Origin of the sequence: Peribacillus sp. YIM B13477 (genome assembly GCF_042787955.1) — a bacterium.
Taxonomy (GTDB): Bacteria; Bacillota; Bacilli; order Bacillales; family DSM-1321; genus Peribacillus; species Peribacillus frigoritolerans.
Window position 1 is genome coordinate 743,804 of the sequence record NZ_JBHZPD010000002.1, and the last position, 20,921, is coordinate 764,724.

Here is a 20,921-nt window from a genome sequence, read left to right on the forward strand (position 1 = left end):
AGGAATTCTGCATGATAAGCTAATTAAAAGTTAGATTAAACGGTGACAAGCAAAAGCACTTGTCACCGTTTAATACATATCGTACATATATATAGGTTAACTAACTAAACGCCCTTTTTTTGAATGTAATAATGACCATGCATCAACGAGAGTACGTTTTGACTGTGCAATTACAATATCAGATGATTCTGTACCGACAGGTTTTACTTCAAAAGCGACTATATTCTTTATACCTTCACCGATGTAACCAATTTCTAATAGAGATCGTAAATACTCCGCTAATTCAGGAACATCAACTTCACTTCCTGGATATCCGAAACGCGGATGCTGATCGCCGTAAGCAGGATCAGAAGTATCTTTAATATAGCAATTTCCGATATGGGCATGGTTAATATAATCACGAGCTAACGTTAATGCATCATGAGACGTTTCACGCTGCATTGGTAAATGACTTAAATCAAGCATTAAACCGAAAGTGGGATCTACTTTACGAACTTCTTTTGCAACTTCAACAGCAAGTTTATTCGAACCGATTAAACATTTCTTATCAGTCTCATCATCAAATGTTTCAAGTGAGAGTACTAAATCACCTTTAGATTTTGCATAATCGCATAATTCTTTGATAGAATTCGTTAGTAATTGTAAGGCAACATCTTGTTGAGTATCTGGTTTAGCCCCACTTAAGAAACCAAGTTTAGCAGCATTTACTTCGTAAGCCTGGTCAATTCCGCCTTTTACTAAATCGATAGCCCTTCTACGCTCAGCTTCATCAAAAGAATTAAGGTTTCCTTTGTTTCTTAATAGAATCGGTTGTGCACCAAATCCTACATTCATTCCACCGGATTGTAAAATTTGAGCAGCCTCTTTACGTTCTTCAGGATTGTTAATAGATGTAATTTCAATTCCAGAGAAAAAATCATCTTGTACAATTTTCTTAATTGTTTCAACAGCTGGGCCATCTCCACCCATCGTTTCCGGATAAGCCATGAAGTGAACAATTCCGACTTTCATAGAATTATGAAGATTTGCTGACATTGTTTCGCCGATTTTTCGGCTTCCCTCCTTTAATGAACTCATTATTTAAGTACAGTCAAGACTGCTTTTCATTACTAATATGTTTTTTGAAGCAATAGGTTATATCCCATTGCTTCAAAAAACACTTCCATCAAGAGTGATGATTATTTAGAATAATCAATTTTTTCTGAGTATTTGAAGCCGTTAAGTGCACCGTTATTAGAGAATTCGCATGCGTTCTTAGGATCTGGATCAACTATAACTTCGATTAAATATGGTTTACCTGAGTCAACTGCACGTTGCAGAGCTGGTTTGATATCATCATAATGTGTAACAAGCTCACCACGAACACCCATACCTTCAGCCGTTTTAACAAAGTCGATTCCGCGCTCTTCATTATCACATAATTCATTTTTGTAAATTAAGTCCGTAGAAATTTGACGTCCATTATAGAACCAGTTTTGTTGTTGACGAATTAATCCCATTAATGAGTTATTCATACAGAAAATAATGACCGGAATATCATGCTTTGCAGCTGTAGCAATATCTTGTAATGACATCCCCAAGCTTCCATCACCAAGGATGTTTACACTTTGTCTTTCAGGAAATGCAAGTTTCGCTGCCATTGCTGCACCAAGGCCCCAACCCATTGTCCCCGCACCACCAGTTAATAAGTAGGTTCTTGGTACATACGTTTCAAATAATTGAGAAGACCAGATTTGGCTGATACCGCAGTCATGTGATACGAAGGCATCGCGATCTAAGAATTCACGAAGTTCTCGCAATGCACGTTCTTGTCTGATTGGAAGTGTTGTGTAATCCGTTTTTCGTGCCCATTTCTTACGCTCTTCAGTTAAGTTAACCCTAGTACCTACTTCGGCAGTTGCAGCTACTTGAGCACCAAGTGCTTTATGGGCTTCTGCAAGTTTAACCATGAATGTTTTAACATCAGTAACGATACCTAAAATCGTTGGTACTACTTTACCAATTTCCTTATTATCAAGATTAACGTGAATAATTTTCTTACCGTTTTGTGTGAATACAGAAACATTACCAGTTGAACGATCAGCGAAACGTCCGGCAAGGTTGATTACTAAGTCAGCTTCAACAATTGTTTTGTTACCGAATGGAGTATCAAGCATCGTTCCCATACGTCCAGCGAATAAAGGGTGATCGTTAGGGAAAGTATCCATCCCCATGCCAGAAGTTACTACAGGGATTTGCAGTTCTTCAGCTAACGCTTTCAATTCAATGGTAGCGTTTGCAATGTTGACCCCTCCACCAGACAGTAAGACCGGTCTTTTAGCATCTTTTAATAATTCCAATGTTTTCTCTATATCAGCGTCAGAAGCTTGTGGTAAGTTATCGACTGGAGTAGAACCGATAAGCACATCTAAGTCGACTTCTATTTCAACTTTTTGTTGATCAACTGGTAAATCAAGAAGAACTGGACCTTTTCTGCCAGTAGTAGCTGTTACCCATGCTTCATGGATAAATTCAGCAGCTTTCGAACCGTCAGTTAAGCGGTATGCAGCTTTCGTTACAGGCTTTGCCATTTCAACGATAGGCGCTTCTTGGAATTGCATGGTTCCAATTAAACTATTTTTTTGTTGACCGGTAATGGCTATCATTGGAATGGAATCCATCCATGCACCGTAAAGGCCAGTTAAGAAGTTAGTTCCGCCAGGACCTGATGTGGCAGCACATACGCCTACTTCACCAGTTGCTCTTGAATAACCATCAGCCATGAAAGCACCCGTTTGTTCGTGACGAACAATATATGATTCAATTTTAGTTAATTCTTTTACTGCATCATAGAATGGTAAAATCGCAGCTCCCGGTACACCATAAACATGTTTCACCCCTCTTTTTTCTAAATACAAGGCAATTAACTCAGCAGCTGTCATTTTTTGTTTAGCCATTTATATCTCTCCCTTTTGATCCTTTTTTATATTTTCAAAGATTTGAGCAATTGAATCTTTATCCCCAACATTGCCCGGAAATACGATATAAGGTGTATCTTTGAACTTAGCTTCACTTCCGGTTAACCATACTGGAACACCGGCGATCGCTTGCCCTAAAATTTTTGCATATTTAATATCTAAGCCGTCAGTTGCCACATCACTCGAAGTTATACCACCTTTTGCAATGATGAATTTCGGCTTTACTTTTAGTGAGCGAATAACTTTAACTAAAGAACTTGAAACAGTTTGACTAATCTTTAAGTTTTCTTCCTTATCTTTCGCACTAATTAAATCTCTACTCGTATATACAAGCGTATCGCGATTAGAAGAAATATTTTGATCTACTAATTGACATACTCGTGTTAGCTCTTCAATTCTTGTTTCTTCATTTAGAACTTTCACAACACTCATTTCGATTTGTTCAATCGGATATTTACTCATTAGTTCCTTAATTTGTTCCGTAGTTTTATTCGTGTGAGAACCTACTATAATAAAGCCACCATTGTTTTGGCTTTCATCATTTGAAACAATCTCATTAGCTGATAAATATGGACGATCCTGAATTCCCGCAATCGATTTTACAATAGATGCTGCAGTTCTAAACAAGAATTGCTTGCCAGAATCAATTGCTTTAAGGACAGCTAATGATACGATGTCCAAATCATAATAAGATTTAGCATTTACTATAATAGGAGCATTATTGTTAGCAGATAGTAAAATCTCATAAACTCTATCAATGCCGCCATCATGAATATCTTCCAGTGAAATGATCAATGCTGACTCTGAAGCTACGCTTCCATTTGTCTTTTCTTCAATCCATTTTGGCAAATTAGCGGTTTTGAAACCGAATACGGAATCATTCGCAAATTCTGATTCATTTACTGGGACAAGCTGGCCGTCCACACCTAAATAATGAATATTATCTATGGTGTAACGATGTGCTTCAAAAAAAGCCGGAATGATTAAATGACCTGAAATTTGTACATCAGCAGTTTTTAATAATTCATCTTGGAGCACATTAATTTCAAGTGGATAATGCCCTCTTAATGTTGAGTCACTTCTACTGATAATTGAATAATTGATTCCCATTTCCTTAGTAACGTCAACAATGTTTTGGACAATCTCCCTATTGATGTTTTCCGTCTTTTCTGCATTATGACTTCTTGTGTTTGTTAAAATATAAAGTACACTTCTCTCATCAGATAATCCTTTTTTAATCCAGTCTTTTCCCCAGTCCGTGATGACAAAAATATCATGTACCGTTTGGACACCGGTTGGATCATCATCTAAAACGATAAACTTATGTTTTGTTTGATTTAAATGAGCTTTGATTTCAGCACGAAGGCTGTCATCCGATTTAGAGAAGAGGTCTAAAGTATCCTTTAAACTTAGATATTGGGTTGCGTTCGACAAAAACCCTCCCCCTTTCATTATCTAAAAATGTGATTAGCTAGTTACTCTATGCCCTAATAATTCATTTGCAGTAGAAATAATACGGTGTGCTCTTAATTCAAATAAATCAAGTAATTCATCCATTTTTCCAGAAACCCCAAAACGATCATTTGTACCGATTCTTCTTAATTTAGCTGGTTGGTTTTCCGATAATACTTCAGCAACAGCACTACCTAATCCACCTATAATTGAATGCTCTTCAACTGTGATGACATGTTTTGTTTTCGCAGCAGATGCAATAATGGCTTCTTTATCAATAGGTTTAATTGTATGGATGTGTAAAAGTTCGGCGCTTACACCTTGCTTTTCCAATTCACCTACTGCTTTTAGTGATTCATCAAGCATTATCCCAGTACTGATGATTGTAATATCAGATCCTTCACGGTATTTAATTGCTTTACCTATTTTGAATGGTTCTTCTTTTTTGGTAACGATCGGTACTGGCAATTTGCCAACACGGAGGTAAATTGGTCCTTCATGGTAATAAGCAGCTTCTACTGCTTTTTCCATTTCAACCGCATCAGCTGGAACAATTACCGTCATACGTGGAAGTGAGCGCATTAAAGAAATATCTTCAAGCGGTAAATGTGTTGCACCTTCTTGTGCAGCTGATGTACCAGCGTTATGACCGACAATTTTCACATTGTTATTTGAATAACATACTGAAATTCTCATTTGATCAAATGCGCGCCCAGTAAGGAAGTTTGCATAAGCATTGGCAAATGGCACTTTACCCGCCACTGCCATACCGGCTGCGGTACCTACTAAATCACATTCAGAAATACCGATGTTGAAAAAGCGTTCTGGAAATCTATTTTTATATAGATTTGTCATATTCGATTTTGCGCAGTCCGCGTCAAGTACCACTAAATTGTCATGTTTTTCTCCAAGTCTAATTAGTGCATCAGCAAAACCTTTACGTGGTGCTTCTTGATTTGCCATCTTAAGCCAACTCCTTTAAAGCGATTTCTAATTGCTCATCATTCGGAGCCATTCCATGCCAATCATGGGTATCTTCCATAAATGAAACTCCCTTGCCTTTAACCGTATGAGCTAGAATTGCAGTAGGTCTGCCTTTAGTACGTTTAGCTTCTTTATACGCTTCATTAACTGCATGAATATCATGACCATCAATTTCAACAACGTGCCAACCGAAAGCTCTAAATTTATCACCAAGATTTTTTACACCTTTTACATTTTCAACAAAATCATCAAGTTGAATTTTGTTCCAGTCGATAATCGCACAAACGTTATCAAGATTGTAATGTGCAGTTGTCATTGCCGCTTCCCAAACTTGACCTTCTTGTAATTCTCCATCACCTATCATGCAATATGATCTTCTATTGCTGCCATCCAGTTTTGCAATTAATCCAACACCATTAGCTACCGATAATCCTTGACCAAGTGATCCTGAAGATATGTCTACACCTGGAATATGCTCTCCACATGGATGTCCATGTAACCTACCGTCAACATCCCTGAATGTCATTAATTCTTCAACCGGGAAGAAACCTTTTTCAGCTAATACTGAATAAAATACAGGTGTACAATGCCCCTTAGATAAGAAGAAACAATCTCGGTCTTGCCAATCTGGGTTGTCAGGATCAACATTCATGTGTTCAAAAAATAGGACGGACATTAATTCAGTTGCCGATAAAGAACCACCAGGATGACCACTTCCAGCATGGTTCGTCATTTTGACTATGTGCCGGCGAATCGTTTTCGTTAGATTATTATAAAATTCGCCTTTCTCTTTTGAAAAATCCACTATTTACTCCTCCTTATAGTCGCACAATAAGCAACGTCGTTTCATTAAATGATTAAAAAAATAAAAATAAGTAATTTGTTGCTTATTAACTAACCTTGTTTCTTATTTTGATATTATCACCGTTTTTTGAATATTTCAAGTATTTTACCATTAAATTTTTTATAAAAATTTTCGTAGGACAAAACACCAAAGTTCCTATTCAAGGATAAACTTGATTCAATAAATTTCCACAAAAAAAGAATTGGTCTTATACATTCTTTCAGACTGTAGACAATTTGAACGTTATCCTCTCCGGGCACTCGCTTTTCCAGCAGAAGTATCGCACCCTCCGTTCCAGAACCCCTTTTGTCTAAAAAAAAAGAATTGGTCTTAAACCAATTCTTTCAGACTGTAGACAAACTCGATGAAAATTGAGTTTGTCTATTTTTTTGGCTTGTACAATTTGACGTTTATTGGAACGTAAGGCTCGCTTTCCGCGGGCGGTCGGCCCTCGGCTTTCGCCTGCGGGGTCTCCCCTAGACGCGCTTTTCCCGCAGGAGTCTCGTACACCCGCTCCAATCAACTTTGTCTTACCTTTTAGATAGAACACTTTTGCCTAGAGTCATATTTGTTTTAAAATAGAAGTATTAATACTTGAGGTGATGAGGATGCTTTCCAAACATGATTCTATTCAGCGAGATCAACTTGAAATGATTATTTAGATCAACTGGTGCCACCGAACCATTAGTCGTAAAATGGAGGCTGCCATTGATTTCACTTTCATTTATGACTTGGTGAAAGGTTTGTATTAAGAGGTAGGATGCCTTCAAATGAATTAAATCAAGGATTGGACAAACCATGGAAAGAAGCCTTTTCCACCTGATAAATTTGATAAGGAAGGAAAAAATCCCGAACCCCTTTTGTTCACAAAAAAAGAATTGGCATTATACCAATTCTTTTTCACATTATTTAATTATCTGTGTAACCAAGCCTCTTGGAAATCTTTTTACCAATATCCATTATAATTGGTTTAATTTCAGTTAATCTTTCTTCAGTCATTCGGATGCTTGGTCCTGATATACTAACAGCAGCTGTAATTTTCTTACGATTATCAAAAATTGGCGCTGCAATACAGGTGATTCCTTGTTCATTTTCTTCAATTTCCCTACCAATACCTTCGTTCCTTATTTTCCCCAATTCTTTAAAAAAGGATTCTTTATCGGTAATCGTTTGTTCAGTATGTTTTGGTAAACCATGCTTGTCAATTATATCTACGATCTCATTTAATGGCAGATGGGCCAAGATTACCTTCCCAACTGCCGTACAATGCATTGGGGCACGTCTCCCTACTTGTGAATGTGTTCTAAGGGTTTCACTTCCCTCAAGTTTTTCAATATAGACTACCTCTCCTTGATCATATACGGTCAAGTGGATCACTTCATTAATATGTGATTCTAACTCTTCCAGAAATGGTTTAGCTTGAGTTCTCAAGTCAATAGATTCAAGCAGCATCGAACTTAATTCTAAATATTTATAGCCTAATCTATATTTTTTAGTTTCAGGATTTTGTTCGATGAATCCATGATCTACAAGAGTACTTAATAGTCTGAATATAGAGCTTTTATTTAAATCTAGGTTGGAGGCCAGCTCAGTAACCCCAATACCTTCTTTACGCTTGCTCACTAATGAAATAATTGTTAATGCCCTATCTACTGACTTAACCATTTATATTAACCTCCGATTAAATCCTATATTACTGATCCTGTTTCTTTATCTTACCACAAGAGCAATACCCAGACATAATACCAGTCAAAAAATAAACCAAAAAAGAAGGTATGACGCCATTAAGGGCAACTAAAGTGCCCTTTTGGGTCAACCTTCTTTACATAACTTTATGCTTGTACGAAACTATTTTTTGCCGAAATGAACTTCCCAATTGGATGACTTACAATCCCTTTCTCAAAATCAAATACTAGTTGTCCTCTTACAAACGTTTTCGTCACTCGACAGTTAATCTTTCTTCCAACATAAGGGCTTTGTTGGTGACGGTAATACAAATCTTCTGGCTGAATGGTGTATGATTTATTTGGATCAAGAAGAATGATATCAGCGTCATAGGAAACTTTAATGCTTCCTTTATTTCTTAAGTTAAATATTTCTGCAGGTTTAGTCGCAATCATCTTTGAAAAATCACTTACAGAAACCCCACGTTTCTTAACAGCCTCGTCAAACATTAAATCAACATTATTTTGGCAGCCACTAATCCCTCCCCACACATCAAACATATTATTGGTGTTGCTCTGCTTCATTTCTGGAGGACATGGGGAATGGTCTGAGGTCAGGATATCAATTTTCCCTTCCTTAAGAGCTTCCCATAATTTATCTTGTTCTGCTTTAGTACGAAGCGGCGGGGCGCATTTCGCAACAGGTCCTATCCTTTCAAAGGTTTCCATATCCAACGTGAAATAGTGAGGACACGATTCTATCGTAACCTCTTGGCCTAGTTTACGTGCTTTAAGAATTTCTTCAACAGCCTCTTCACTGCTAATATGAACAAAATGCAATTTGCATCCAGTCTCTTTCCCCAATAACAAAGCACGTTTTACAGCATCAACCTCAGTAAAAATGGGGCGGGACTCTACATAATCTCTTGCTGTTGTTTTCCCTTGTTTTTTCTTTTCAATTGCCAGTTTATCAGTAAGCTCTGCATTCTCAGCATGTATAGATAAAATATGCCCCAATTCCGATAGTTTTTTCATTCCTTGATATAAAGTAAAATCATCAACATTTTTAAAATCTCCAATTTCCTCACTGCCACATGTTGCCATAAAACATTTGAAAGCCACAACGCCTTCGTTAGAAAGGTCCTCTAAATCTTGGAGATTATCAGGAACTAATCCACCATACAAAGCATAATCAACATACGCCTTATTTTCAGCAGATCTTAATTTTAAATGCAGTGAACTCTTTGTAGTCGTTGCCGGCAAAGCGTTTAATGGCATATCTACAAATGATGTTGTTCCTCCTGCAGCCAGTGCTTGAGTTCCTGTTACAAACCCTTCCCACTCCGTTCTGCCTGGCTCGCAAATATGGACATGGGCATCTATCATCCCAGGCATGACATATTGATGAGCAGCATCTATGATTTCAGCAGATTCTCCGGTTATTTCTTTTGAAATTTCTGCAATCTTACCGTGAAGTATACCGATATCTAGTTGTTCCACTGTATTTTCAATTACTACATTTCCGTTCTTTATAACTAAATCAAACTTCATTCTCCCAACCCCTTTTTGCAATTTTCAGTATATTGACATTGTTCAATTGCCTTGTTTATTTCATCCTCAGATTGCATCGATCCATTATAAATAGACAGAGAGAATAACCCCCGGAAACATAGAAATACAGGTTTACTTTTCAAAAATAGTACCCTTTTTGAATTTTGAATCTTTAAATGCAAATTTCATCAAAAGCAAATATGCACTGCCTCCCACAACAACGCCGATAATCCATGCCAGCTCCACTTTCAAACAGGCTGCACCTGCGCCGATTAGCAATGCAAGCACCGCTGCTGGATTATACCCGGCAAATGGACCGTTTTCCTTATACAAATCTGCAACATTCACCTTTTGCTTTCTTAATATATAATATTCGACTAATAATATAGAAACAATCGGTCCTAAAAATGCGGAATATATAAGAATGAAGATTCCAAGCCCCTTTGCCGAAGAATCCTGCACAAGAACCCAAGGGAATGAACAAAATGCAAGCAGTCCGGTTATGGTAACTGCAGGTTTATATTTCATTTTTGTAAGCAATGTAATAACATAGGTTGGCGGAATGATATTGGCAACCATGTTTACTGCCACCGCACCCAAAACAATAAATGCGGATACAAAAAGGGTAATATACGAGTTATCCACCACGACCGCAAATGCTTTCACAGGATTGTTGATGCCGGTTGCGGAAGCAAGCATTCCACCGATTGTAAGTGTCAAGCCGTACGCTGTTAAAATAGGAAGAAAGTACAAAAACCCGCGTTTTTTGTCGCTAATACCGGTTTTTAGCTCTCTTGAATAGTCCGCTGCACTTAAAAAGATAGCCGCATAATTCCCCATAAACATCATGATCAATGCAAAGAAAGGTAAGCCCCATGATCCTTCTGCATGAACCCACTTTTCTGCAATAACATCGCTATAGGAGGTTAGTAGAACGCCAAATACATAGAGAAGCGCAAGTACAATAACAATGGACGCAAGCGTTTCCACCCATTTAATGGCATGGAATCCATACAGCGAAAGCCCAATTTGCACCAACTGCAGCACGATAAAGCAAATGGCAACATTATCAAAGGCGCCGCCCGTCATAATCTTCGCAATTTCATTTAAGGCAGTACCGCCAATCCAACTTTGAAAACCGTACCAAACGATGGCGGGAATACCACGCATCAGTGATGATATTACGGAACCTTTCAGGCCAAAGGACATTCTAAGCTGTACAACATATGGGATACCCGTTCTGTATCCGAGCCTATCATTTAAAGCAAAAACAGTTGAAATGATACCAATTGCCATGATAGCTGCGGCAAATGTCTGAAAGATGTTTAACGTAGCGATTCCCGCTACAATCATACTGGCTCCAAGCGTCATATTACCTAGATTAACACCGTCACCAACCCACATGAAAATATAGTCTACCGGACTTACCGTCCTACCTTCCTCGGTTTTCGGATTAAGTGATTCATCCACACCCGTATCATGTTGGATCTGCGTTTCTTGTGGAACGTAACTTTCTAAATTTGTAGACATGATACATCCAACCCCTTTTTTTATTGTTTGCCGCATTTTAATGCATTGGTTAACAAGTTAGGTCTTAGATGTTTGCCAAGGCTATGATATGTTACAAACTACCTTCTAAGTGGTCTTTTCCGTTCATCATTCACAGGAATTAAAATGCGAATTTGTTTTGTTAAAAGTACTATTTACCATCGATCACCCGATGTCTCGTCGCGCATTAAGCAACAGCGTTTCATTGAAATTGCAAAAAAAACCACATGACAACACTTTAAATTTGAAAATGCTTTCGAAGGACTGTATCACCTCCTTAAAAACCCTAATGGTAAGCGCTTTCAATAATTGTATATCAAATTACATTTAAAGAAATATATCTGACAAGGAAGAAGAAATCTGTAATTCCTCATTAAAATGCAGATTCGACTCAATTTCACTAAGATGAATGAGAGATAAGCGTTCTGCAAGATCACCGTCCCTTTGCTTAATGGCATTAAAAATTTGCAAATGATCGTGAGAACCACATGTTTCCATTTTACCTCTTCCATAGATTGCTATAATCACATAAGTTAGGGAAATCAAGTCTTCCAGATATTGATAAAAATACGAATTCCCTGCGATTTCAGCTATTTTCAAATGAAAATCCCCAGAGACTTTTAAAGATTCATAAAAATCCAGACTACCATAAATATGTCGTTCTTCTTCTACCAGAGTCTCTAGTTCTTTTAATTGTTCCTCATTATGGAGTCTGCATGCTCTTCGCACTGCTTCCCCTTCTAAGATTCTCCTCATTTCAAATACTTCTTTTGCTTCTTCAATTGTTGAACAGGAGACAAAGGTACCTTTATGCTCTTTAATTTTCACTAATTTTTCATATTCCAATCTGCGCAGAACATTTCGAACAGGGGTACGGCTTACGCCAAACGATTCAGCAAGATCCTTTTCTATGAGTTGCATATTTGGCCGAAGCTTTTGCTGGATAATAGCTTGCTTGATTTTTTTATAGATATCTATTTCTAAACTATTCAACACTTTATACCTCCCCTCAATGAAGAATTCAAAATTGAATGCAGTATTGTATACAATACTGGGTAAAAAAATTTAAACTGAATGATTGTACTAAATTTTATAAACCTGATCATTTAAATTAAGTTGTTTAAAATGCTTCAATCTGTCTGTTTTCAAAGAACATTGCCAAATCTCAAAAGATCTAGCCGCCCTCCCTGTCCCTCAATAAGCAACATTGTTTCAATAAGTGAGTAAAATATAACATTTTATTCTATATTTCGCATTTTTTATACTATCACCACTAATTTAATTTTTCAACAAAAAAATGCAAAATTCAGAATATTGCCATCTCCTTATTAACATAAAATAAATACTATTCTAGCAGGATGCAATTTTTTAACTTAAGCCTATTCCTTTAAGATAATAACAACTTTTGCACCTTACCACCCCATTATTAATAACCATATAGGAGAAGAGGCTGACCTTTTGAAAGGCAGCCTATCTACTGAGAAAAAAAGATTTTAATGCAGTAACATTTTACTTCTTAGGATCTTTAAACATGGTATATTGCTTACTTAAATCACTTTTTAACTTTTATAATGATTTAATTGCTTTTATAGCTGCTTCATAGTTCGGATGTTCCGTAATTTCCGGAACGTATTCAACATACTGTACGATATCATTTTCATCTACAACGAATACTGCACGGCATTCTAAACGATGTTCCTTTATATATGTGCCATAAGCTGTTCCAAATGACATCTTAAAATGATCTGAAAGGGTTTGGGCTTGTTCTATTCCTGCTGCTCCACACCATCTTTTTTGTGCAAATGGAAGATCTACACTAATTGTTAACACTTCTACATCATTTCCTAGATTGCTTACTGATTGGTTAAATTGCCGCGTTTGTGCGTCGCATACTCCTGTATCAAGAGAGGGAACACATGAGATAAGGCGGACTTTCCCTTTTGAATCTTCAAGTGTAACTTTTGATAGATCGTTTGCTAACACTTCAAAATTTGGCGCTTTATCCCCAACGCGAATTTCACTCCCAATCAGCGTAACTGGATTGCCAGCAAATGTTACTATACTTGATCTTTCTATAGACATATTATTTTTCCTCCTATTACCTTAGCAATTCTTCTAAAAAAGTTATCTTCAACGATAAGCAGTATAGCCATAAATTATGTGGTTAAAGGGTTTATCCATGTGTCTAAAAATATGGGGTACTGTTCAAAGGTTCGTATCATATTACTCCTTAAACATAGTAAGAAGCACTATCACTACTTATTAAAAAGTTTTCAATTTTTTCTTTTACTACGTTCTGAACTGCGTTTTGGACTAAAGTCAATGTTTCAGTCGGTAGTTCCGACCACTCTTTTTCTGTAACATGAATTTCTCGATTAAGGGTTTTTATCATCATATGTTCTAAATCTGTTGCAATATTCACTTTACTGATTCCACCATTAGGAATTTGAATTGCATTCTTTATCATCTCTGAAGGAGTGCCTGAACCGCCATGTAACACTAAAGGTACAGATGTTAATGCACGAATTTCCATTAAACGATCAATATCAATTTTTGGATCTTTAACGAGATAAACCCCATGTGAAGTTCCGACAGAAATCGCTAATGCATCAATACAGGTCTCTTCAACAAACTGTTTTGCTTCTTCAGGCTCTGTAAATAGTTCTTCATCAACGTCGGTTTCAATAAAGTCGGTTGTCCCTATCTTGCCTAATTCAGCTTCTACAGTTACGCCTTTTGAATGTGCATACTCAACAACCTTTTTTGTTATCTCAATATTTTTATTGAATGGTTGCTCTGATGCATCAATCATAACGGATGTAAAACCAACTTCGATGGCTTCTGCAATTACATTGAAATCCTTCGTATGGTCTAAATGTAACACAGCAGGGATCGTAATATTCTCCTCTTGGATCACACGATAAAACTCTCGGCTAAATTCCGCTAAATTAATTCCATATCGTTCCTGCTCCCTCTCAGAAGTTTGAACAATAACCGCAGATTTCTTTTCTTGGGCAGCTCTAAGTATAGGAGCTACCATCTTTGTAGCTCTAGGAGTAAACGAACCGACAGCAAATTGATTTTGCGTAGCTACTGCAAGTACCTTTGTTAATGAACTAACATTGTTTGGTTTTAAATTTACTTTCATTCATTCAAACTCCCTTAAAGATGATTTAACTTATTTCGTTCATTCGCGCCCTTTATGTTACCTAATAAGCAACAGTGTTCCCTTTTAATTTTAAATACTTTTCTGAAAGCCAACATTTCCCCCTCTTTCTTACCCACTATCTGAAAAAAAGCGTCTGTATTTCAATGTACAGGATTCGGCATCTGACAGCCTCTTTTCAACAAGGGTATTCTAAATATAATGCTATTACCACGTAAAAAAACATTTAACAAAGATAAATGAATTCATTTACTTACTAAATTGAAAATTCAAATTAGGCTTCCACTATTGTTTCTGACTTTAATGAATTTTCTTTTTCGGTATTATTGCCAATCGTAAGGGCAATAATTGCTGCTACAATGATGGCTGCAATCATTAATATGAAAGTTGAATTGTACGAACCACCGCTGCTTTCAATCATATAACCCATTAATAACGGGGAGATAAATCCTGCAATTGATCCGAAACAGTTAACAGTAGATGAACCTGCAGCCATTATTTTCGCAGGAAGCGTGTCAACAACCAGTCCCCAGAATGCTCCTTGAGCTAAGAACATGAAGAATGCAGCAACACATTGATACGTAATGACCACTGCAGTGGAAGTAGATTGAAGCATTAATAATAATGCCAGCCCACTAATTACAGCATTAGGGATAAACACCCATTTCCTCTTTCCTTTTACTTTATCTGACAAGTACCCACCAAGAATAATGGAGACTGTACCTACTAAATACGGTAAGGCACTGAAAATGCCAGTATCCATTAAAGAAAGCCCTCTAACATTTATCAGATAAGATGGAAGCCAAGAAGTGAAGCCCCAGAAAGTAATATCAAAGAAGAACCAAATGAACGCCATTTGCCATAAAATCGGTTTTTTAAATAGTTCCTTAAAGGAAACTCCTGAGTTTTTTTCTTCATTCGATTTTTCATTCTCAATGTCTTCCTCTAATTCTGCAAGCTCTTCTTTCGTCATTTTAGGATGATCTTTCGGATTATCTTTGAATTTAAACCAGATATACAGACCGAGTATAATGCCCGGAATACCCATTACGATAAAAACGGTACGCCATCCAAATGCCCCAATAATTGCTGCAGCAGCAATAGCAGCAATAGCCGGTCCTAAAGTATTAACTGTTGACTGAATTCCAGTAGCTGTTCCTCGTTGTTTACTGGGAAAGTAATTAGCTATTCCTTTATAAGCAGCACCTGGTAAACATGCCTCACCTAAACCGAAAACGAATCGAATAAGTAACATAAGTGGATAAGAAAAAATAAAACCAGTCAATGATGTGAAAATTGACCACCAAACAATCGCAATGCTCATCACACGACGAAAGCCAAATTTATCTGATAACATCCCGCCCGGAATTTGGAACAGTGCATACCCCGCAAAGAAAATACTTAACAGTAACCCTTGAGCTGTTGCCGTAAGATTAAGATCTTCACCAATATATGGCAATGCAATAGTGATTACCATTCGGTCCAGAAAAGAAAACAGCCAACATAACCATAATACGAATAAGACAGTATAACGAACTTTCCATTTAGATTTCTTTTTCAGCTGCAGTTGTTTGTTCATTAAACAAAAACCTCCTGAATGATTTCATTTCCATCATGTAAAGTTGTGCCTTTTCTAAACTAGTTACGGTGTTACAGTAAAAACACGGTACATTACCAACTGATAACCTTTATACAAGCGCTTACATTTCTTCCATTCCACAAAATAAATCATTAACATACATCGCCATAACTTTTATCGGTGCTGTAAACTAATTTTATTACCTATTATTTCCTGTCCAATGAAGCACTTCAAATCATCTTTCTCCCCCCTTATAAATAGATTTGAAGAATATTAAAACTGAAGATGTTTAATCAACACTTCTAGTTTCCTAATAAGCAACACTGTTCCTTTCTATAACCAAAAAATTTTGTATAAAAAGAATGATTAGTTATGTCGAACTGTATAACAATCATTGTACTGATTTTTTGTTTTAAGGTACTAGGCAAGAAGGCGTCGCCATAGACTTTATTTCCTAGATAGATTCTTTAGTCCCTTCATTATCGGTTTTCGTTGCTTATTAAGAAACCTAGTTTCAACGAGAAATCAAAATCATCTTATTTATAATATTCCTATCTGAAATGAATTCTAACATGTGCATGAATCACTTTCAAGAAAATTCTGAATTTTACATCCTTCCCCCCCTAAAGTTTATGACACAGCCTTTCTCTTTTACTAGTAATGTAATAGTAATTGATATTTTATTGCTTTGATTTTTATAAGATCAGATGAACTAATAAAACACCAGCAATTGCAAGCTACCTATTAATCATACCGGCTTTACCCTATACACGTCCTCGAACAATAGAAGGTTCTTTCGCAAACATGACCATGAATACGATGAACATATTGATAGTTACCTTTGTCATCGGGCGAGCCATTAAAGTGCTCAACAACAAATAAAGAGGGCCATCGTGAGTATAAATTGCCAACAACATCTGTGTAACATGCCGAGTTATCCTATTAAAAATAAGATCTTAAAACATATGACAAAACCCCACCTGTTCCCATAGCAACTGGTGGGGTTTCTAACTGGCTTCTACATCTACATCAACCGGGAGGTCCATCTTTGCAATCACTTCCTTTCGTTTAAACGGCTAATTTACTGTATTCATCCAACTGATCTTTAGTTAAATTTTTGATGAAATGGTCAATGTTTATCGACTCGATTTCATACCTTTCACAAATCTTTAAATAACTTTCATAAGCTTTATCATAAATGTTCATCATCTAGATTCCTCCTTCTGTTATATAACAATAAATTTAACTTATTAATAATATATAACAACCTTAATTTCCCGTCAATGTATTTTTCTGAAAATTCGGTAAGAATTTCATTCTCTTAGTATTTCCCATATTGATCTTAGCTAACCGTCTCACTTAAAAAAAGTAGTACGCTAAGTGTTAAATACCTCATCTTTTTAAATACTGCTTTTTTTCTCCAAAAGAAAAGAAGCTGCTGATCAGCTTCCGGTAATGAACTTCATTATGGATTTACCTAAACATTAAGGTCGATAAATGTTTCCATTTTTTGATAAATAATGTTAGGTTGAGCAAATATTAAGTGTGTGTAAATTAATTGTTGGAATTAGAAACTAAATATTTATAAATAGTATACTTCATTATAGATAATCGATTTTGGTCTTTGGATGTTCTAAGAACTGAAATGACATGGATAAACCGTCAATTCAGGTACTTTATACACAATGGAACCTGATGGACTTTTAATAAATGAGGAACGAAACGTCGATGGGAAAATAAGAAAATTATTTATTCGACCACTGAAAAAGGAAATATTTATGGAAGCCGGAAAGAAAGCTTATGAACTTAAATAATAGGAGGAATACTTTAGTGGATCAAAACAAAACAAACAGAAGTTTAAAGTCACTGATTGAAATACTATTAGTTTCTACAAGGCTTGGTTTAACATCATTTGGTGGGCCAATAGCACATTTAGGTTACTTTCATGATGAGTATGTTAAACGACGAAAATGGATGGATGAAAAAAGCTATGCTGATTTAGTTGCTTTGTGTCAATTCTTGCCTGGTCCAGCTAGCAGTCAGGTTGGAATTGGAGTCGGAGTTATGCGGGGAGGTTTCTTCGGTGGAATTTTAGCTTTCCTTGGTTTTACACTGCCTTCGGTGATAGCGTTAGTAATATTAGCATCATTTTTCAAAGGAATGGAAGTTTCAAATGCAGGCTGGATCCACGGATTAAAAATAGTAGCTGTAGCAGTAGTTGCACACGCCATTTTGGGGATGTCAAAAAATTTAACTCCAGATATAAAGAGAAAGACAATTGCATTAATAGCCTTGGTTGGGACCTTGATTTGGCAGACTGCCTATGTGCAAGTTGGTATTATAATACTGGCCGCATTTATTGGTTTTCTTATTTATAAACGACACGACGAAAGTTATGAATCTAACGTTCATTTTCCGATTTCGCGTGGTGTCGGTTTTGTTAGTTTAGTTTTATTTTTCGGATTACTGTTTCTACTTCCAATTTTACGAGAGGTTACTTCATCAAATTGGATTGCTCTGTTTGATGGCTTTTATCGGTCTGGTTCTTTAGTGTTTGGTGGTGGACATGTAGTCTTGCCATTGCTTGAACGTGAATTTGTCCCTACTGGATGGCTAGACAAAGAGGCATTTCTTGCTGGATATGGTGCAACACAAGCTGTACCGGGACCATTATTTACGTTTGCAGCGTACATAGGTGCCGTGATAAATGGATGGCAAGGTGGCTTATTAGCAACAATTGCTATTTTCTTACCTGCATTTCTTCTTATTTTAGGGACATTGCCATTTTGGGACACATTACGCCGTAATCCTAAAGTAAAAGGGGCATTAATGGGAGTAAATGCAGCAGTTGTAGGCATCTTGATTGCGGCTTTTTATAATCCCATTTGGACCAGCTCCATCTCAGCTCCTATAGACTTTGCTTTTGCTGCCATCTTATTTAGTATGCTTGTGTACTGGAAATTGCCTGCTTGGTTTATAGTGATAATCGGTGCTACTGGAGGCTCACTTATGACGTTAATATGAATCTATATTCATTTATCGTTTCACCTTTTCACCTTGTTCATTCTATATTTCCTATGGAACTAACCTGCACCGTTAGTTCCAAGGCTCCCCTAGTACAACCCTATTATTGAAATAAAATCCCCATTAGTTGCATTAGAAAAAGCTGCGACAATGAAAGCTACAATCTGCATTTAAAGCTACAGCTGAACAAAATAACCGCCCCCTTTAAAGGGCGGTCTTCGAGAATTTTGCTAAATTAATCTTTCTATAAACGCAATAATTGGCATTTAGATGCCTAATTTGACATTTTAAAAAAGCAGTATGTTGAAACAGAACATCAGGCGAGATTTCAAACTATGCTGCAGATTTCGAATCAGTTTGATAATTTCTTCCTGTTCGAGCAACTTTATTCCAGTCTTTGTTAAAGAAATAAGCAATGCTCCCATACATAACAATATACAAAGTTACAAATCGATAGACAAATATATCAAAAATAATTGTAATAAATAATCGATATCTATCCTTCTTCTGAAACGTAAACCCGTAATGCTTACCCATACCAATTGCCACCAAGTCATACGTTAAACTAAATAAAAAAATGTAAGACAAATAGGTAAATATATAATAAGGAGAGAAAGTAGGAGGGTTTAAGGTACTATTTATCACAAAAATACCTGTCGTAACATAAGTACCGATGGTCCCTACTAGAAAAGATTCTGCTATGTAGAAAAAGGAAACCGGCTTAGTTAAAAACGTTTTCCAAAAAAAGAATCTAAAATGGATAAAACAATCAATAAATGCTTTTTGCCATCGTATGCGTTGCTTGATAAAATCCTTCCAGTTCTCAGGTAATTCTGTATAACAAACAGCTTCCGGTACAAAAACAATCTTCTTTTTTTTCTGTCCCGATATGTACCTATGAATGCGCAGTGTTATATCAATATCTTCTCCTATTGTTGTACGATATCCTCCTACATCAACAAGAGCTTGTTTTGTAAAAATACCAAATGCTCCGGATATGATAGCTAATGCACGAAAGCGTGCAAGAGATACTTTAGTAATATAGAATGCTTTTAGGAAATCCAACATTTGGACACGAACTAGCATATTTGTATGAAGTAAAGACAAGTCTCTCAAAGGATTAGATGTTTTTGTTTGCAAAACGTGCACCATACCACCTGCAGCAACTACATCCTTATCCTCAAATGTGCTGTTAACAATTGATAAGGCCTGTTCTGTCAATATGGTGTCAGCATCTAATGTTACAATCAAACTTTGGCTAGAATATTCAATACCTGCATTTAAGGAATCAGCTTTTCCCCCATTCTTTTTATCTATAACGTAGATATTAGGATAAAGTTTGGATTGATAAAAATTTTCTACTTTCATATGGGAAAGCTTTCTAAGTGCAGATTTTGAACATGGTTTTAACTTTAGAAATTTATGAAAGAGATTCATAGTCTTATCATTTGAACCGTCATTGATATAAATGACCTCAAACTGTGAATAAGATAATGATTTCATACTCTTAATGGAGGTTTCTATAATTCCCTGTTCATTGTAACAAGGGACTAGAATACTAATTCCTTTTTCCTTTTCAAGATTTTGTTTTATCCCTTCGTTTTGTTCACGAAACCAAGGTAAACAATGGAACAAATGAAGTAAAGAAAAAACAATAGATAAACAGAACAAAAATACGATAAAAATACCCAATAAAACAATCCTCCTTAAAAAAGAATAGCAAAATAATATTGCTTTCTCTCAATATAATTCAAGAGGAATCTTGCTTTTTTGAGGGTAAATAAGAAAAACGTATTTCAGGGAAATCTAAAAACACGTAATGGATTCTTTTTTGATACTAAGAGACCTTTTAGCGGTACTCCTATAAAAAAATCCCTGTTCGGGAATTATCTTAAAATATAAAAAAAGTACACCTAACTAATAACTCCACCTAAAATTTTTATTTCCTCAGAATTTTTTCTTTGTTTTTATACTTATAAACCTGTTTATTTTAAACTTTGATAAAACTGCTTGTATTAACAAAAACGCTATACCTTTTAAGGCATAGCTATCAGTAGCAAAAAAGAAATGACAGGTAGTCCCACCTGCTATTTCTTTTATATATATTTTGCTATAATCGACTGAACCCTATTATACCTCCATTGTATAATTT

Annotated in this window: 15 protein-coding genes; 1 reads left to right on the forward strand and 14 read right to left on the reverse strand. The window is 36.2% G+C overall.

Translation table 11 applies throughout. From position 1 onward, the window contains the following. Positions 1–96: 96 nt before the first annotated feature. The 13 genes from ACFX4H_RS10345 to ACFX4H_RS10405 form a co-directional block, all read right to left on the reverse strand. A complete protein-coding gene (locus tag ACFX4H_RS10345) occupies positions 97–1,035 on the reverse strand; it encodes a sugar phosphate isomerase/epimerase family protein (protein ID WP_057275700.1) in 939 nt (312 codons plus the stop codon). 143 nt (positions 1,036–1,178) lie between these two features. Beyond that, entirely contained in the window at positions 1,179–2,936 is a 1,758-nt protein-coding gene (locus tag ACFX4H_RS10350; protein WP_377435116.1) for a thiamine pyrophosphate-binding protein, read from the reverse strand. Then, the gene (locus tag ACFX4H_RS10355; RefSeq protein ID WP_377435118.1) at positions 2,937–4,391 is read right to left on the reverse strand and encodes a four-carbon acid sugar kinase family protein; all 1,455 of its coding nucleotides are present in this window, start codon (positions 4,389–4,391) and stop codon (positions 2,937–2,939) included. It abuts the gene before it with no gap. A gap of 33 nt (positions 4,392–4,424) precedes the next feature. Further along, on the reverse strand, positions 4,425–5,372 hold the full coding sequence (locus ACFX4H_RS10360; protein WP_283867223.1) for a transketolase family protein: 948 nt from the start codon (positions 5,370–5,372) through the stop codon (positions 4,425–4,427). 1 nt (position 5,373) lies between these two features. Next, complete coding sequence (locus tag ACFX4H_RS10365) at positions 5,374–6,198, reverse strand: transketolase (protein ID WP_034314956.1); 825 nt, start codon at positions 6,196–6,198, stop codon at positions 5,374–5,376. 948 nt (positions 6,199–7,146) lie between these two features. Further along, complete coding sequence (locus ACFX4H_RS10370) at positions 7,147–7,902, reverse strand: IclR family transcriptional regulator (protein WP_034314964.1); 756 nt, start codon at positions 7,900–7,902, stop codon at positions 7,147–7,149. 167 nt (positions 7,903–8,069) lie between these two features. Then, positions 8,070–9,452: an allantoinase AllB gene (gene allB, locus ACFX4H_RS10375; RefSeq protein ID WP_034314966.1), complete on the reverse strand. Its 1,383-nt coding sequence runs from the start codon at positions 9,450–9,452 to the stop codon at positions 8,070–8,072. Between the two features lie 132 nt (positions 9,453–9,584). Beyond that, positions 9,585–10,982 (reverse strand): NCS1 family transporter, encoded by a 1,398-nt coding sequence (locus ACFX4H_RS10380; protein ID WP_249596949.1) that lies wholly within the window; start codon positions 10,980–10,982, stop codon positions 9,585–9,587. Between the two features lie 345 nt (positions 10,983–11,327). Further along, positions 11,328–11,993: a GntR family transcriptional regulator gene (locus ACFX4H_RS10385; protein WP_237752162.1), complete on the reverse strand. Its 666-nt coding sequence runs from the start codon at positions 11,991–11,993 to the stop codon at positions 11,328–11,330. A 573-nt stretch (positions 11,994–12,566) separates the two neighbouring features. Beyond that, complete coding sequence (tpx, locus tag ACFX4H_RS10390) at positions 12,567–13,082, reverse strand: thiol peroxidase (protein ID WP_377435119.1); 516 nt, start codon at positions 13,080–13,082, stop codon at positions 12,567–12,569. A 148-nt stretch (positions 13,083–13,230) separates the two neighbouring features. Beyond that, positions 13,231–14,148, reverse strand: a complete 918-nt coding sequence (locus tag ACFX4H_RS10395; RefSeq protein ID WP_063591938.1) for a class II fructose-bisphosphate aldolase — start codon at positions 14,146–14,148, stop codon at positions 13,231–13,233. Positions 14,149–14,440: 292 nt separating this feature from the next. After that, entirely contained in the window at positions 14,441–15,745 is a 1,305-nt protein-coding gene (locus ACFX4H_RS10400) for an MFS transporter (protein ID WP_034314979.1), read from the reverse strand. Positions 15,746–16,813: 1,068 nt separating this feature from the next. After that, positions 16,814–16,954 carry a hypothetical protein gene (locus ACFX4H_RS10405; protein ID WP_153246179.1) on the reverse strand — a complete coding sequence of 47 codons (141 nt, stop codon included), beginning with the start codon at positions 16,952–16,954 and terminating at the stop codon, positions 16,814–16,816. A gap of 591 nt (positions 16,955–17,545) precedes the next feature. On the opposite strand from ACFX4H_RS10405, the gene ACFX4H_RS10410 reads away from it, so the two are divergent. Further along, positions 17,546–18,769 (forward strand): chromate transporter, encoded by a 1,224-nt coding sequence (locus tag ACFX4H_RS10410; protein ID WP_245405505.1) that lies wholly within the window; start codon positions 17,546–17,548, stop codon positions 18,767–18,769. Positions 18,770–19,102: 333 nt separating this feature from the next. Here ACFX4H_RS10410 and ACFX4H_RS10415 read toward each other — a convergent pair whose 3' ends face one another. After that, the gene (locus ACFX4H_RS10415) at positions 19,103–20,461 is read right to left on the reverse strand and encodes a glycosyltransferase family 2 protein (RefSeq protein WP_328138416.1); all 1,359 of its coding nucleotides are present in this window, start codon (positions 20,459–20,461) and stop codon (positions 19,103–19,105) included. Positions 20,462–20,921: the final 460 nt, after the last annotated feature.